Genomic DNA, 15,003 nt, shown 5'->3' with positions numbered 1-15,003 from the left:
CGTGGTTTTGTTTGTAGTAACTTCTGTTGATTGTTGACGAAACTTATTCTTTTGCTTCGATTTGTCGCCTTCTTTGCTCCTCAGATCCAAATCAAAACTGTTAAAATCTTGCTCTGAAACCACGTTGAGAGCGCCACCACTGGTGAAATCTCCATTGCCCTTGGTTTTAAACTTTCCCTCAAGGTTCAGTTCACCACCTGTGACAATGGTCAAATCTCCATCACTGTTGACTTCTGTCAAACGGTGCTCACTGCTTTGGGCGTTATAATGCCCTTTTTCCAATGTTTCCTTATGGTCATTCTCTAGCACTAATGAACCAAACGTAGCAGAACCACCGACAATCACCGTCATCGGACCGCCGCTGGTGAATTCCCCCCCTCTGAGCCAAGATCACCAAGGGATTGAATGTTTAATTCATGATCAGAGAGAATTTGTCCCTTCTGCCCAGCTCGATCAACAAAACCATATTCATTCGTGTCACGGATTTTAGCGGCACTATTGACAATCGTTCCACCCGTCATGGTAACCGTATCACCATGAATAACACCGGAAGAATTGGCTAAAAGACCGTTACTGGTGAGTTCTACAGCACCTCTGGCATCTAAAAAACCACCATCATTAAACAATGTTTGCGTGGTCGAAACATGCAATGCATCATCACTTACCACAGCACCGCTATTGGTAAGACGGTCCGCATTCAAGGTGACCCCATTCCCTTTCAAACGCGCACTGGCAAGGTTTCCTTGCAATCCTTGTGCCGTTTTTTATCCCTTGTTCTGAAGAGGAGGTTGGTGCCAAATAAACGTGGGGTACCAAGACTTCTTGTCCGTCGACAAGGTGAATTTCAAGCCAGATCATATCCTTTTTGATCTCAGCAATCTGCTGAGGCGTTAAGGGCTTGCCTAGCACTAACCCCAAAGGACCCTGCTGCTCCACAGCATTGTCATAAAGCCTTTGCATTTGAGCATTGGGATCTTCAACATCAAGAAGAGTGCGATTGCCTGTCAGCTCAAAGATTTGCTCACCCACCAGACGATATTCAAAATAAGCATCACTCTGCAAGCTCTGCTCCTGTTAGCATAAAGGTTTTTCGACAAGCCCTTTGCTTTTCCGCATATGATATCCTTAACAGCCTGTTTAAGGGTATGTTCTAAAGCGTCTGCTAGCGCTATGCTATAGTTCAAAGCGATAACATTCAGGTCTATATTTGCCGGTATTTTTAGACCAGAAAGCAAATAAGCAGCCGCCTCGATATGTTCAACCGTAACTTTCCGTGAAAGCAGTGCTTGTAAGCGATTACAGTCTTGCAAAACTTGCGCTTTCTCCTCCAGCGTCAACGGCTTTCCATGCATAGAGGTTGGAGGATACACACTCCGGTCCACTCTCTTGGCAAGTGCTTGCAAATGAACTGATAGCCTCTGTATCTCTGCTGCATTCTGATCCATAAGAATCGCTAGTGGTGATTGCTGATTTGAGTGTACTGAAGCTTTGTGAAAGGCTGTTTATGAAATTGTTTGTTGAGAGCTTATAGCGTTCGTTTGCATATCGTTTCTCCTGTTCTAATTTCTTGGCGAGCGTTCCATTCTGGTTAATAATCCAACCACACCAAACACTTTGCCAATCGCGATTGTTTGCATTTCGACATGGGTTGGCTTTCCAATGAAGTTTAAATCTTTCGAATTCTAATAACGCCTCATCATGCGTTAAGCCTTTATCGATTGCGTATTGCAAATCAGGTTCAAAATCTTCTGGTACGCTTCCAAGTTCTTTTTTCCCCTTACTTCGCTTGGCTTTCTTAGGAACGCTTTCTTGCTCGTGAATAGGAGGTTGGTTGGTTTGCTTTGATTGGCTTTCAACATCACACTCGATTGGCTCGTCAACCAAATCGATTGTTTCTAAATCTTCAAAATCAATTTCTTTTTTTGATAAAACGTTAGTTTTATTTTTTTATATATGTTAATGTTAATGGCATTGCGTTCGCAGTGCGCAACACTATGCGCATCGTATGCGCTCTGCATGCAATCCGCATATGCGTTTTCTTTTATATGATTATTGTCATTTTTACCTTTTGTTTTATGCCATCTAGAATGAGCTGCTTTTGTTGCTGCTTCTGATTTCTCTTTGCTATCATTTAATTCTAATGCAACATCTGGGTTCCACAATCAACCATCTTCTAAAAAAATGATGTGTCCAGTTTCTAATAAAAGATCTAATGCCTTCTGAATTTTTTTACTGAGCAGCCAGCCAATAAAGATAACACTTTAAAATTATTCGTAAGCGGCTCTCCTGTGCGAAGCATTTGAAAGCTCAACTTAACATAAGCCTTAACTTTAGCAAAGATATAACCAAAGTCTTCTAAAGCTTTAATGCGATAAAGAGTGTGATTATAAAATACATGTGTTTCATTTATTAAAGCAAATTCTTTTCTTTAAAAAGGTTATAGCCTTCTATCTAACAGCGTTTTTGCTGTAAAATTCAAATTATCTATCTGCTCAACTAAAGAACTTTGATTGTTTAGCTTTTGTGCTTTTTTCAAAGAGATGTGGGCTTTCAAGAATAAGCTTTTCTCGTGCTTTTTGTAACTGTTTAATGACTTCATCAATCTTTGACGGAGAACAAAAAGATTCTTGGCTATTCAACAAATGCAGCCTCTCCTTTCCCTCATATAAACATTGCATCTGAGATTGAAGTATTCTAACTTCTTGAAAAAAAAGACGTCCTGTTTCCTTAAAACCATTATTAAGTGCAAAAAGTTGATCAGAAATGGATAGCAGAATTTGTTTTAAAAAACGCTCATTTTCTTGGCGTTTACGATATTCTAAAATAAGAGCATGGCTTATCTCATCTAACTGTTTTTTTGTAGAATCAATTTGACGCAATAAATTTGGTTTTTCCCCCATATCACCTTTTCTCACCTTCACAAGCATAGCATGAATATCTAATAACTTAATTGCGGAATGAGATAAATAATCAACAACTGTAGGCGTATTAACATAGCGTTTCCGTGCAATCATCACAAACTCACCTAATGACTGTTTTTTACATTCATCCCGCTATTTATTTTTCATTTTACAAGACCATTCTAAAGAAAGTGCTAAAAAATATTACCTCCAATACATTATTCGATGGAGCCCCTTCTCTCTTTTCACGATCAACGTGGAATCCGTGGAGAGAGAAAACGTACAGGTGTATAAAGGATAAGATGTGTTGTTTTTTCCAACACACTACTACCATCAGCAAGAAGGGCTTGACTAGGTGACAATTCTGTACCTTGCATAATTGTGGAAGCCAAAGAACCTTCTCGAGAAAGAGCCATCAACGTTGGCGAAGATGCAAAGACATTGTGTGCTCCCCCATCCACATGAGAAAAATCAAGAACAGCTATTCCATTTTTACGCAACATTTCAATATCTGAGCCATCGCCCACACGATGATGTCCACCCGTAAGACGTCCTGAAACCGCAAGAGCTTTATCCGCTCTGGATACTAAAATAGCGGTTGGCTGCGGAAGTTTTTTTATATCATTAAGTTGGCGCTCAAATACATCAACATCAATATCTGGTGCAGCCATTAATAAACTTGTAATACGACGAATAGGCCTATATTTTCCCTGTAACGCTAACGTTCTAAATGCTTCCATTATAACAAAATTGCCCATAGAATGTGCAATAACCGAAATTTGATCAGCATTGGTTTCACTAATAAGTGTTAAAAGCTCTATCAATCCGTCACGGGCAAAATTAGCACTGTCACGATCATAAATATAAAGAGGAACTGATCCGGCCGAAGGCCAAGAATAATGCACAGCGACAACATTTAAAGAATAATCGTGTGTAAACTGTGCTGTACGAAATGTACCATCTGCAAAATTATTATTATACCCATGGATAAAAAGAAAAATTTCTCTTTTTCCTTTTGGCTTTTTTGCTAAAGCAGCATTTAATTGCTGTTTAAACTGTTCTTTATTATCGTATTTTTGCAATGCTACTGCTGCAAAATACTTATCATGCGTAGGTTTATAGGCATTTATTTCAACAACTCCCTTTACATGTTGCTGAGGAATTCCTACGTCAACACGATTATAATGAACTTTATTTGATCGCTCTGCACCATAAGGTTGAGCGTAATTATTTTGCATCATACGACTCGTTGCAACATACACTGGAACGATGGCTTTTGGAGAAACTGGTTTCCCTTCAACTTCCCTTTCTACGGCAGTCATAGAAGGTGTTGCATGCACCCCATGCCAAAGTACAGCACGTGAATCACTACACGCTGATAATAAAGAAATACAAATAAGAAGTGTTAAATATCTCAGAATCATTATACTTCTCACTGCAACTTCACCCCACCTTATAAAAATATAACATTTCAAATGCATAGATAAAGTAATAAAAAACGAAACATTATTGGCAACACACCAACAAATAACATACAAAAAAGATTTTTCTATAATGCCTATAAATCCCCTCTCTCTAACATAACTTCATCTCATTATGGAGAGACTCCCTGCGAACTGGTGCGGTCGAGAAGACTCGAACTTCCACGGGTTGCCCCACAGCGACCTCAACGCTGCGCGTCTACCAATTCCGCCACGACCGCACGTGGAAAGAAAAAATCTTGGTTTTTAGCCTTTAACAAATCATAAAGAAAGGTACAAGCCAATTTTCTTTTTCTCATAATTTATTTTATCCGGATGCTTTATAATTTAATAGAGATTACGAGAAATATGGGCTTTACTATGACCTTTGAACCATCATCATAAAATGTGCTTGTGCCGCTTGATCTTTTTCATAATAACCATGAAAGTTTTTTGTAATTGTTGTAGAGCCCTGTTTTTGGATTCCTCTCATAGCCATACACATGTGCTCAGCCTCAATCAATACTGCTACACCATGAGGCTTCAGATACGTTTTTAACGCGTGAGCCACTTGCGCTGTCATAGCTTCTTGAGTTTGTAAACGACGAGAAAAAATATCTACAACACGTACAATTTTTGAAAGACCAACAATTTTTGCATTAGGAAGATATGCTATATGTGCTTTCCCAATAATTGGGATCATGTGATGCTCACAGTGTGAATAAAAAGGTATATTCTTTACGATTACGGCTTCATTGTATCCTGAAACCTCTTCAAAAACTGTACCTAAGGTTTCTTTAACCGATTGACTATAACCATTAAAAAGCTCGCGATATGCCTTGGCTATACGTTTTGGAGTATCTAAAAGCCCTTCTCTATTTGGATTTTCCCCTATCCATAAGAGTAATGTACGAATCGCTTCTTCCACCTTTTCAATACTCGGACGCTTTTCTTCAGATAAAATTGCGTCTTCTTTAACAACATTACGCATTCAAAAACTCCAAGCTTACTCTATACAAAGCATTTGCTCCATACCTATCTCATTTTGTATAATCTCTATATAAGCGAATTAAAAGTTTAAACAATCACGACTCTCAAAATTTCAGGCAATAGCGCATGATTGATAATATCTATAATGATAAAATACTTAAATATGCTGCACATATAGGCAAAATTGGGCGTCTTAATAATCCTGATGCAACATCAAGAAAACATGCACACCTTTGTGGTTCGACAATCACTGTAGATTTAAAAGTGGAAAATGGTATTATTACCGATTTTGCTCACGAAATACATGCATGTGTGCTAGGGCAAGCTTCAGCTTCACTTTTAGCATCTCATATCATCGGACAAACAACTCAAGATCTTAAAATATTGCGTGAAGTTATCTACCAAATGCTAACGCAAAATGGTCCTTCTCCTCAAGCTCCATTTGAGGATTTTTCTTGCTTACAGCCCATTAAAGACTATAAAGTGCGCCATGCAGCAACACTACTACCCTTTGATGCAATGATAGACTGCATTCAAAAAATTGAAGAAAAATAAATGTTCAAATCACAATCTAGACAAAAAAAGTTGACTCGGAATTACACAGGCACTTGGAAAAAAACACCCGGACGATTATTGGGTATTTTCTTAATACGGTTCTATCAAATAACACTTTCGAGCCTTATAGGCAATCAATGTCGCCATGCTCCGACTTGTTCAGAATATACATATGAAGCGATTGCTCGCCATGGGCTTTGGGCTGGTGCATGGATGGGACTCTTTCGTATCATGCGTTGTGGGCCCTTTGGAACAGATGGCTTTGATCCAGTCCCTCCATCGCTTGGAAATTCTTGCTGTTTTTATAAACCTTGGCGTTACTGGAAAATTTCTGACAAACACAACAAATAATCCTTTTCTTTTTTCACATGTATTGATAAAAAATTAGTCTATAAGCTTTTTACTCAATTTTCACGAAACCATCCGCAATCGTTAGCGGAATTGGATTAAAAGGGTGTTTTTATGTCTTGCTCTATTTCTCTTTTTTTTCCCGATGGTTCAAAACGTAATTACCCCGCCGAAATGACAGGCTTGGAATTAGCAGAATCTATTTCTAAATCACTTGCAAAAAAAGCAGTCGCCTATAGTCTTGATGGTATCACGCGAGACTTATCGGATCCATTGGGACAATCTGGTCAAGTAGAGATTATTACCCGAGAAGATTCACGCGCTCTTGAGCTCATAAGGCATGATTGCGCCCATGTCCTTGCTGAAGCAGTGCAAGAGCTCTTTCCTGAAACGCAAGTAACAATAGGTCCTGTCATTGAGAACGGATTCTATTATGATTTTGCACGCCAACAACCTTTCACATTAGATGATCTCACCGTCATTGAAAAGAAAATGCGTGAAATTATCCAACGCAATAAACCTTTTAGAAAAGAAATTTGGTCTCGTGAAAAAGCAAGAAAAGTTTTTTCTGAGAAAAAGGAATTTTATAAAGTTGAACTTATTGATAGCATTCCTGAAAATCAAGATTTAAAAATCTATTATCAAGGGGAGTGGTTTGATCTTTGTCGCGGACCGCACATGCAATCTACAGGGCAAATTGGGAATGCTTTCAAATTAATGAAAGTTGCAGGAGCTTATTGGCGTGGCGATGCCAATAATCCAATGCTCACGAGAATTTATGGAACAGCATTTGCAAATGAAAATGACTTAAAAGCCTACCTCCATATGCTAGAAGAAGCTGAAAAACGTGATCATCGCCGCTTGGGACGTGAAATGGACTTATTTCACTTTCAAGAAGAAGGGCCAGGAATGATTTTTTGGCACAAAAAAGGTTGGAAAATGTTCCAAAATTTGATCAGCTATATGCGTAGACGCCTTGATGATCATCAATATGCTGAAGTTAATGCACCACAAGTTCTCGATAGGTCACTCTGGGAAATATCTGGCCATTGGGGTTGGTATAAGGAGAATATGTTCAAAGTAATTTCAGCAGAAGAAGATTCAGATCATGGGAATGTTTATGCCCTTAAACCAATGAATTGCCCTGGTCATGTGCAAATTTTTAAACATGGTTTAAAATCTTATCGTGATTTGCCTATTAGACTTGCTGAATTTGGACTTGTTCATCGTTATGAGCCTTCAGGCTCTTTACATGGTCTTATGCGTGTGCGTGGTTTTACACAAGATGATGCGCATATTTTTTGTACTGATGAACAATTAGCCGATGAATGTCTCAGTATTAATGATCTTATTTTATCAACTTATGCTGATTTTGGTTTTAAAGAAATTAGTCTTAAGCTTTCAACACGTCCAGAAAAACGAGTTGGATCTGATGCATTATGGGATCATGCAGAAAGTATCATGGAATCTGTCCTTAAAACGATTGAAACAAAATTTGCAGGACAAATCAAAACAAGCATCCTTCCAGGTGAAGGAGCATTTTATGGTCCAAAATTTGAATATACATTAAAGGATGCTATCGGTCGTGAATGGCAATGTGGAACAACACAAATAGACTTTAATCTCCCTGAACGTTTTGGTGCATTCTATATTGATAAAGATTCAGAAAAACGTCAACCTGTTATGATCCACCGTGCTATTTTTGGATCAATGGAGCGTTTTCTTGGTATATTAATTGAAAATTTTGCTGGACATATGCCACTTTGGCTTGCTCCTGAACAAATTGTTGTTGCAACAATTACATCCGAAGCAAATGAATATGCCCAAAAAATAACAGCAAAACTTAAAGCTGTTGGGCTTTCCGCAACAATAGATCTCCGCAATGAAAAAATTAACTATAAAATACGAGAACATTCTTTACAAAAAGTCCCCGTAATTTTGGTATGTGGCAAACGTGAAGCTGAAACAAACAGCGTAAACATGCGCCGCTTAGGAAGTACAAATCAAACCCTTTTATCTGTAGAAGATGTGATTAAACAACTCTCAAATGAAGCAACACCTCCAGATTTGCAACGTGTAATAAATGCATAATACCACAGAAGATGGTAATACGTTAATTTTTTACTATAAATCTTCAGTTTTTGTACAAAATGAAATAATTTGATATTGTAGTGTGTTTTTGTTTCATGCACAATGACCTATCATCAGAAAGAATAACGTGCTCTTTCTCTACAAGGTAGATTGGTGAAAAAGTTGAATGTAAGCTATGAGCTGTTTAAATGCAAAAATCATAGACAATTGAATATTAATAATAACATTAATCTTTTACCTTTATAATGAAAAAATTCTGCTATTATCATGGATAGATCATTACAATAATTATAGAAACATCAAGCAAGAAAACTGAAAACAAGATTATATTTATTAATAAAAAATATGTAAAATTAGCTGAACAATGATATTTCTTATTCGTAAGATAAGCCCTTATAAAAAGGACAAGATATTGATTTATAATGATAATATATCGTTATTCATATTAAATAAGGTTTCGAATATCATAGGCTTCTCTTATTTTTAATATGTTTATGTTGAATCTATCAAAATCATTTGCTTGCACGAAACAAGCGGAATGAGTGTGTGGATAAAAATTATTGAGAAAGGACTTTTAAAATGCCTACAATGAACCGCCTAAAGTGCTAAGAATTGTTGCAGTCATTGAGAACAGGCTATAATTATAATGATGATGCCGACTTGAACCTTCATAAGTATAAAAATAGCGGTACTCAACGAGTTTACCATTAATCATTCACGAGGCATTATGGTAAAATAAGATTAAGAAGCCTTAAGAAACATCTCTTTAAAACAAGCACATGAATTGGTAAGCTAATGGCATTCTACATCCCGCAATCTACACTGATGAGATATTGCCTTAATTTTTATAAAGCCAAATCAAAAAAAATGGCAAAACTCAGCGTTTATTCTTTCTCTTCTTCATGTTTTACCAAATGAAAAACTCTTATAAAAAACTCGTTAAATATACACATACGATATATGACTACTCGTTGAACGTATAAAATTCTGGGCACATCCATAAAACATCTAAATATCTACGAAACACATATAAAATAAAAAAATATTATTATCGTGCTCTATCAAGAACACGCTTACATTCAATGAGTTCAAACAGAATTTCTTGTAACAATGCTTTATCAGTTTTATCTTTGTAAAGATTCACAGAACCGACAGATGTTTCTCCCTCATTCCTCATGAAACTCAAAAGCCCAAAAGAAGATTTCTTAGGCTTATTGCTAGCATTTTCAGAAGTTTGTCCTGCATGTTTCTTCTCTATGACCACATTCATAGCATCAAGATCACCATTACCCAATGCAGTCACAAAAGCAACACCATTTTCTTTCAAAAGGCGTTGCACACCTTTTATTGTATAACCCTGATCATATAGTAACTGCTTAATACCATTGAGCAAATCAACATCGACCGGACGATAATAGCGCCTTCCTCCCCCACGTTTCATTGGTTTAATCTGCCTAAAACGTGTTTCCCAAAATCTTAAGACATGCTGCGGAAGCTCCAATAACTCCGCTACTTCGCTAATTGTGCGAAAAGCATCAGAGCTTTTATCCATTTTGTAACACCTTATTTAAAACAAAATAAATTACTTCACAATGACTCATTCTGTCTCAATTTCTCAACAAGATTAGTCAAAAATAAGACCATCATTGATACCTTACTCACCAGTCTTTTTCTAAAAAATAAAGACCCTTATTTTATACATTTCTTTAACAAATACCAAACATACCATGGCATTTATTTATGAGATATCATTTTTTCTGTTTTGCACGATGCGAATCTAAAATTCTCTGTTTAAGGACATTGGCAGCCTTAAACGTCACAACACGTCGCGGCGGAATCGGTGCTTCAACACCTGTTTTTGGATTGCGTCCAACACGTTCATTTTTACTGCGAACCTGAAAAGTTGCAAAAGAAGATAATTTAACCGCTTCACCTCTTACAAGTGAGTTGCAAATCTCATCCAAAACCAATTCGACTAAAGCTGCTGATTCAGTATGTGACAAGCCCACTCTTTTACAAACTACGCTCGCTAAATCTGCACGCGTTACTGTCTTACTTGTCATTATAACCACCTATTAAAATATTAAAAATTACAAAATGACTTATACGTTTTCTTGAAATATGGTCAAGTAGCCATAATTTACCAACGAATAAGAATTGCTCCCCATGTAAATCCACCTCCCATGGCTTCTAACATGATAAGATCTCCTTCTTTTATTTTTCCATCGCAAACAGCTGTTGTTAAAGCCAACGGAACTGATGCAGCAGACGTATTACCATGTTGATCAACGGTAATCACAACTTTATCTAGTGAAATTCCCAGCTTTTTAGCAGATGCTTCAATAATGCGCTTATTAGCCTGATGAGGTACAAACCAATCTAGTTGTGAAGAATCCATACCTGCAGCTGCAAAACAATCATCAACCACATCCGTTATCATACCAACAGCATATTTAAAAACTTCTCGTCCTTCCATACGCAAATAGCCTGTCGTTTGTGTTGTTGAAGGTCCACCATCAACATATAGCTTATCTATATAAGCACCATTAGAGCGCAATTTCGCAGACAATATACCACGCTCAAAAGCAATATCACCCTCAGTTTCTAGTGCTTCCAAAATAACAGCACCAGCACCATCACCAAACAAAACACATGTCGTACGATCTTCCCAATCTAAAATTCGAGAAAATGTATCGGATCCAATAACTAAAATTCTTTTAGCCCCTCCACACCGTAAATAAGAATCTCCTGTTGTTAAAGCAAAAATAAAACCAGAGCAAACAGCTTGAATATCAAAAGCAAATCCATGGCTCATTCCCAAAGCATGCTGAATTTCAACAGCAGAAGCAGGAAAAGTACGATTCGGGGTGGACGTTGCTAAAATAATACAATCGATGTCTTTTATTGTTAAACCAGCATTTGTAAGTGCTGCTTGCGCAGCCTCAACTCCTAAAGAAACAGTTGTTTCATTTTCACTGGCAATATAACGTTGGCGTATTCCTGTACGCTGAACAATCCATGAATCTGACGTTTCAACAAACTTTGCAATCTCATCATTTGATAAACTTCTTTTCGGCAAAGCACTTCCTACACCACGTATAATTGACCGAATCATTCAGCTCTTACCTTTTCTTCAAATTTTTTATTTCTATTATAAGAGCTTATCATAAGGACTCTCCATTCATCACCGCTTCATCTTCTTGGTCAAAAAGTGTTGCTTTATTTTCATGAAATCGCCGTAAATCAGCCGTTATTTTTTGTAAAAGTCCATTATTAACCATTTTATAACCAACGCGGATAGCAGAAGCAAAGCCATTAGCATTAGCACTGCCATGACTTTTTATAACAACACCATTCAAACCCAAAAGAACTCCTCCATTCACCCTATCAGGATCCATTTTATGTTTCAGTATACGAAAAGCACCCCGTGATAAAAAATAACCAAGAGATGTTAAAAAAGAACTGCGCATTGCAGAGTTTAAAATCTCTCCTATCTGTCGCGCGGTTCCTTCTGCGGTTTTTAAAGCAATATTACCAGAAAACCCCTCTGTCACAACAACATCGACTGTTCCTTTTCCAATGTCATTGCCCTCAACAAATCCTTTATATTCCAATCCTTCTAATTGCACTTCACGCAATATCATTCCTGCTTTTTTTATTTCATAAAGTCCTTTAACCTCTTCCACCCCCACATTTAAAAGCCCAACACTTGGTCTTTCAGTGTGATATAAAGCGCGAAACATACCTGCTCCCATAACCGCCAAATCAACCAACTGACTAGCAGAGGCACCAATTGTTGCTCCAATATCTAAAACAATACTCTCACTGCGCAGTGTTGGCCAGATACCCGCAATACCAGGACGTTCAGCCTCTGCAAGCATTTTCAAACAAAAATAAGACATGGCCATGAGTGCACCCGTATTACCAGCAGAAATGCAAGCATCAGCTTCACCATTTTTTACCGCTTCAATGGCGTACCACATTGATGATTTACCACGTCCATTACGAAGTGCTTGGCTTGGCTTTTCATCCATGCGTGTATAACTTTCTGTAGGGCAAAAGCGCGATACAGAATCCAAACAGGGATATTTTTTTAAAACCGGACGAACAGCCTCCTCTACTCCATAAAATAGAAAATAAATATTTGATAAATATTTTTGTACAATTGCTGCTCCTGCAATAGCTGCTTCTGGACCGTAATCACCGCCCATGACATCCACAGAAATTCTAATCACGCTTGCATATCCCACATCTTTTCATTTATATCTTTAAATACATATTATGATTTTTAGCTCCTGAATACTCACACAGCACATCTTGCGAAAATCGCTCCGCAGAAAATACCGTTTAGCATACAATAGATATTTTTTGTATGTTTTTACAATCACTTCCAATTTTTCAAAACAGAAAATGGAGAGAATTTTCGCTCTGCTTCTTCTAAATTTTCAACCATATTCATCTTTATCCCTTCTTTACGTGGATAATGATTAATAGACAACTCAAAAAACTCTTCCATGATTGCGCCAATATCAATTTTATCATCATAAAACACTTCAGGAGTATCAAGCCCCTCCACATCTAAAAACAATTCCCCTGTATCCTCTGATATTTGGGGCTTCATCAAATTTGAATCTTCAGGAACAAAAACAACCTCAATATTTTCACAAAGGATATTTTCTAATGGTTCTAATGTAACAACACATAACTGTAGTATACGCGCTTGCAACAGACCTTTTATACGCACTCCGCGTTTTTTCCACGGGAAAATATGGAATTTTCCCTCACAAGATTTTACTTCAATTAAATCATGGTTCTGGGCTAAATGTGTACATTCTTTTTTGTTTGCACAAAAATGAACCCTTATACCTTTAGCAGGTAGAGAACGTACAGATATTGGATAAGCCAAAGCAAATGTCATTTGAGGAACATTTTGAACATTCATTGACAACTCCCAAACATAAAAATGCGTAAAGCACTATGTTTTTATTTATCTCAAGTATTTATGCATTTTTTTCTTTTCTAAAGAAATTCTATATGGCATAATTTGCTTTATAACAGGGAAACTCAGTGTAAGCTACGGTAGATTAAGTTAAAATTAGAAAAAACTTGAGGTTGCCTTCTTGTCCTACATCTCAGTATAAAAAGGAGATACCATTGTTTCAAATGCCTCACATAATAGCCTTAATCAAACGTAAATTATTGATTGGTCTATCAATAGCAAGCATAGGAATGCTTGCTGGGTGTAGCCTTCTTGATTCTTCAGGTTCGAGCCAAATTTATAGAGAGGGCTATGTTCTTGATAAAAATGCTCTAAGTTCTATCTCTATTGGCTCAAGTCAAGAGCAAGTTCTTTTAACTTTAGGGACCCCTTCATTAAAAACAAAATATGATAATGAAGTTTTTTATTACATCTCACAGACACGTTATCGTGGGATGCAGTTTATGAAAACAAAGATTATTGATCGCAAAGTTTTAGCCATTTACTTCAATAAAAATAATCAGGTTGCAAAAGTTGCAAATTACGGATTACAAGACGGTCAAGTGTTTGATTTTATTACACAAACAACGCCAACTGTAACGAAAGAACATCCTTTCTTAATTCAAATTATAAAAGGCCCTGTGAATTTGCCACCCCATAACTAAATTATATAGTCTGCATACCGTTTCAATATTATAGGTCTGATAATATCAGATCTATAATAGGGGGGGATTTGTAACTCTTAGAGGCGGACTTTTTTTGCCATACTGTCGAGAACTGCATTAACAAGTTTTGGCTCATCACCTTCAAAAAACGCCTTTGCTATGTCAACATACTCATTCATGACAACTGCAACGGGAACATCTTTACGGTTGATCAACTCCCATAAACCTGCTCGTAAAATTGCTCGCAATATAGAATCAAGACGTGAAAGAGACCACTCTGCAGAAAGCTGTTGATGAAGCAGCGGATCAAGCTGCTTTTGATCTTTTACAACACCCGTTATAATAGCCAAAAACCATTGAAAATCAGCTTCAAGATATTGATCTCCATCAATATCTTTTCCCAAACGATAAGCCTCATACTCAGCTGCCGTTTCCATCACCCCCGAACCCACGATATCCATTTGATAGAGTGCTTGAACTGCAGCGAGTCTTGCTGCTCCACGTTTATTGGCTGAACGCGGAAAATGTCTGCTTTTTATATCAGCCATATTTAACGATTATCTCCAAATCTCTTTTTTAGAGCGATCATACATAAAGCAGCTTCAGCCGCAAAACCACCTTTATTTTTGTCATCTAGTTTTGCACGCACCCATGCTTGTTCTTCGTTTTCAACAGTCAAAATACCATTTCCAATAGCCAAGTGCTGATGAACAGTTAAATCCATCAATGCACGACAAGAATCATTAGCAACAATTTCAAAGTGATATGTTTCACCCCGAATAACACAACCAAGAGCAACATAACCATCATACGATATCTTGTTTTGTTCAGCAAAAGCTATTGCACTTGGTATTTCTAATGCTCCAGGAACCGTTACAACATCATAACTTGCTTCAGCTTTTTGCAAAGTATTCACTGCACCTCTCAAAAGTGCATCAGAAATCCCCTCATAAAAACGTGCCTCAACAATCAATACGTGAGGCTTTTTACCTATCTCTTTCATCATAATGGAATTC

The 15,003-nt window shown here is 37.3% G+C and carries 16 protein-coding genes, 1 tRNA gene and 1 pseudogene; 4 read left to right on the top strand and 14 right to left on the bottom strand.

Annotated elements, in window-relative coordinates; all coding sequences use genetic code 11:
- From ACFILO_RS05895 to folE, 7 genes and pseudogenes are all read right to left on the bottom strand, one after another.
- Positions 1 to 1,053: pseudogene (locus tag ACFILO_RS05895) on the bottom strand (hemagglutinin repeat-containing protein); the annotation flags it as partial.
- The gene (locus tag ACFILO_RS05890; RefSeq protein WP_375677966.1) at positions 1,005 to 1,310 is read right to left on the bottom strand and encodes a hypothetical protein; all 306 of its coding nucleotides are present in this window, start codon (positions 1,308 to 1,310) and stop codon (positions 1,005 to 1,007) included. The pseudogene ACFILO_RS05895 and the gene ACFILO_RS05890, both read right to left, overlap by 49 nt.
- Entirely contained in the window at positions 1,297 to 1,884 is a 588-nt protein-coding gene (locus ACFILO_RS05885; protein WP_375677965.1) for a hypothetical protein, read from the bottom strand. The genes ACFILO_RS05890 and ACFILO_RS05885 overlap by 14 nt, the downstream gene beginning before the upstream one ends.
- A gap of 608 nt (positions 1,885 to 2,492) precedes the next feature.
- Positions 2,493 to 3,014, bottom strand: coding sequence for a hypothetical protein (locus ACFILO_RS05880; RefSeq protein WP_375677964.1), 522 nt, complete (start codon positions 3,012 to 3,014; stop codon positions 2,493 to 2,495).
- Positions 3,015 to 3,151: 137 nt separating this feature from the next.
- On the bottom strand, positions 3,152 to 4,324 hold the full coding sequence (locus tag ACFILO_RS05875; protein WP_375607121.1) for an alpha/beta hydrolase: 1,173 nt from the start codon (positions 4,322 to 4,324) through the stop codon (positions 3,152 to 3,154).
- Between the two features lie 193 nt (positions 4,325 to 4,517).
- Positions 4,518 to 4,602, bottom strand: a tRNA-Leu gene (locus ACFILO_RS05870).
- Positions 4,603 to 4,739: 137 nt separating this feature from the next.
- Complete coding sequence (folE, locus tag ACFILO_RS05865) at positions 4,740 to 5,351, bottom strand: GTP cyclohydrolase I FolE (protein ID WP_375653705.1); 612 nt, start codon at positions 5,349 to 5,351, stop codon at positions 4,740 to 4,742.
- A 125-nt stretch (positions 5,352 to 5,476) separates the two neighbouring features.
- Between folE and ACFILO_RS05860 the strand changes: the two genes are divergently transcribed.
- From ACFILO_RS05860 to thrS, 3 genes are all read left to right on the top strand, one after another.
- Complete coding sequence (locus ACFILO_RS05860; protein ID WP_375653703.1) at positions 5,477 to 5,905, top strand: iron-sulfur cluster assembly scaffold protein; 429 nt, start codon at positions 5,477 to 5,479, stop codon at positions 5,903 to 5,905.
- Entirely contained in the window at positions 5,906 to 6,256 is a 351-nt protein-coding gene (gene yidD / locus ACFILO_RS05855) for a membrane protein insertion efficiency factor YidD (RefSeq protein WP_375632204.1), read from the top strand.
- 111 nt (positions 6,257 to 6,367) lie between these two features.
- Positions 6,368 to 8,344 carry a threonine--tRNA ligase gene (gene thrS, locus ACFILO_RS05850; protein WP_375611577.1) on the top strand — a complete coding sequence of 659 codons (1,977 nt, stop codon included), beginning with the start codon at positions 6,368 to 6,370 and terminating at the stop codon, positions 8,342 to 8,344.
- 1,048 nt (positions 8,345 to 9,392) lie between these two features.
- On the opposite strand, the gene ACFILO_RS05845 is transcribed toward thrS, so the two are convergent.
- The 5 genes from ACFILO_RS05845 to ACFILO_RS05825 form a co-directional block, all read right to left on the bottom strand.
- The gene (locus ACFILO_RS05845; protein ID WP_375607116.1) at positions 9,393 to 9,896 is read right to left on the bottom strand and encodes a MerR family transcriptional regulator; all 504 of its coding nucleotides are present in this window, start codon (positions 9,894 to 9,896) and stop codon (positions 9,393 to 9,395) included.
- Between the two features lie 196 nt (positions 9,897 to 10,092).
- Positions 10,093 to 10,407 (bottom strand): integration host factor subunit alpha, encoded by a 315-nt coding sequence (locus ACFILO_RS05840; RefSeq protein ID WP_273791377.1) that lies wholly within the window; start codon positions 10,405 to 10,407, stop codon positions 10,093 to 10,095.
- Positions 10,408 to 10,484: 77 nt separating this feature from the next.
- A complete protein-coding gene (locus ACFILO_RS05835; protein WP_375629381.1) occupies positions 10,485 to 11,459 on the bottom strand; it encodes a beta-ketoacyl-ACP synthase III in 975 nt (324 codons plus the stop codon).
- Positions 11,460 to 11,508: 49 nt separating this feature from the next.
- On the bottom strand, positions 11,509 to 12,579 hold the full coding sequence (gene plsX, locus ACFILO_RS05830; RefSeq protein ID WP_375613059.1) for a phosphate acyltransferase PlsX: 1,071 nt from the start codon (positions 12,577 to 12,579) through the stop codon (positions 11,509 to 11,511).
- A gap of 149 nt (positions 12,580 to 12,728) precedes the next feature.
- A complete protein-coding gene (locus ACFILO_RS05825) occupies positions 12,729 to 13,286 on the bottom strand; it encodes a DUF177 domain-containing protein (RefSeq protein ID WP_375611573.1) in 558 nt (185 codons plus the stop codon).
- Positions 13,287 to 13,507: 221 nt separating this feature from the next.
- On the opposite strand from ACFILO_RS05825, the gene ACFILO_RS05820 reads away from it, so the two are divergent.
- A complete protein-coding gene (locus tag ACFILO_RS05820; RefSeq protein WP_375611591.1) occupies positions 13,508 to 13,987 on the top strand; it encodes an outer membrane protein assembly factor BamE in 480 nt (159 codons plus the stop codon).
- 77 nt (positions 13,988 to 14,064) lie between these two features.
- Here the strand turns inward: ACFILO_RS05820 and nusB are convergent, their stop codons facing one another.
- Together nusB and ACFILO_RS05810 are read right to left on the bottom strand one after the other, a co-directional pair.
- Complete coding sequence (gene nusB / locus ACFILO_RS05815) at positions 14,065 to 14,535, bottom strand: transcription antitermination factor NusB (protein ID WP_015856452.1); 471 nt, start codon at positions 14,533 to 14,535, stop codon at positions 14,065 to 14,067.
- 2 nt (positions 14,536 to 14,537) lie between these two features.
- Positions 14,538 to 14,993 (bottom strand): 6,7-dimethyl-8-ribityllumazine synthase, encoded by a 456-nt coding sequence (locus tag ACFILO_RS05810; RefSeq protein ID WP_375611572.1) that lies wholly within the window; start codon positions 14,991 to 14,993, stop codon positions 14,538 to 14,540.
- Positions 14,994 to 15,003 lie beyond the last annotated feature (10 nt).

It is taken from the genome of Bartonella sp. AP72JLCBS, assembly GCF_042195705.1.
GTDB lineage: Bacteria > Pseudomonadota > Alphaproteobacteria > Rhizobiales > Rhizobiaceae > Bartonella.
The sequence above is the reverse complement of the archived record's forward strand: the minus strand, read 5'-3'. Positions and strand labels throughout refer to the sequence as shown.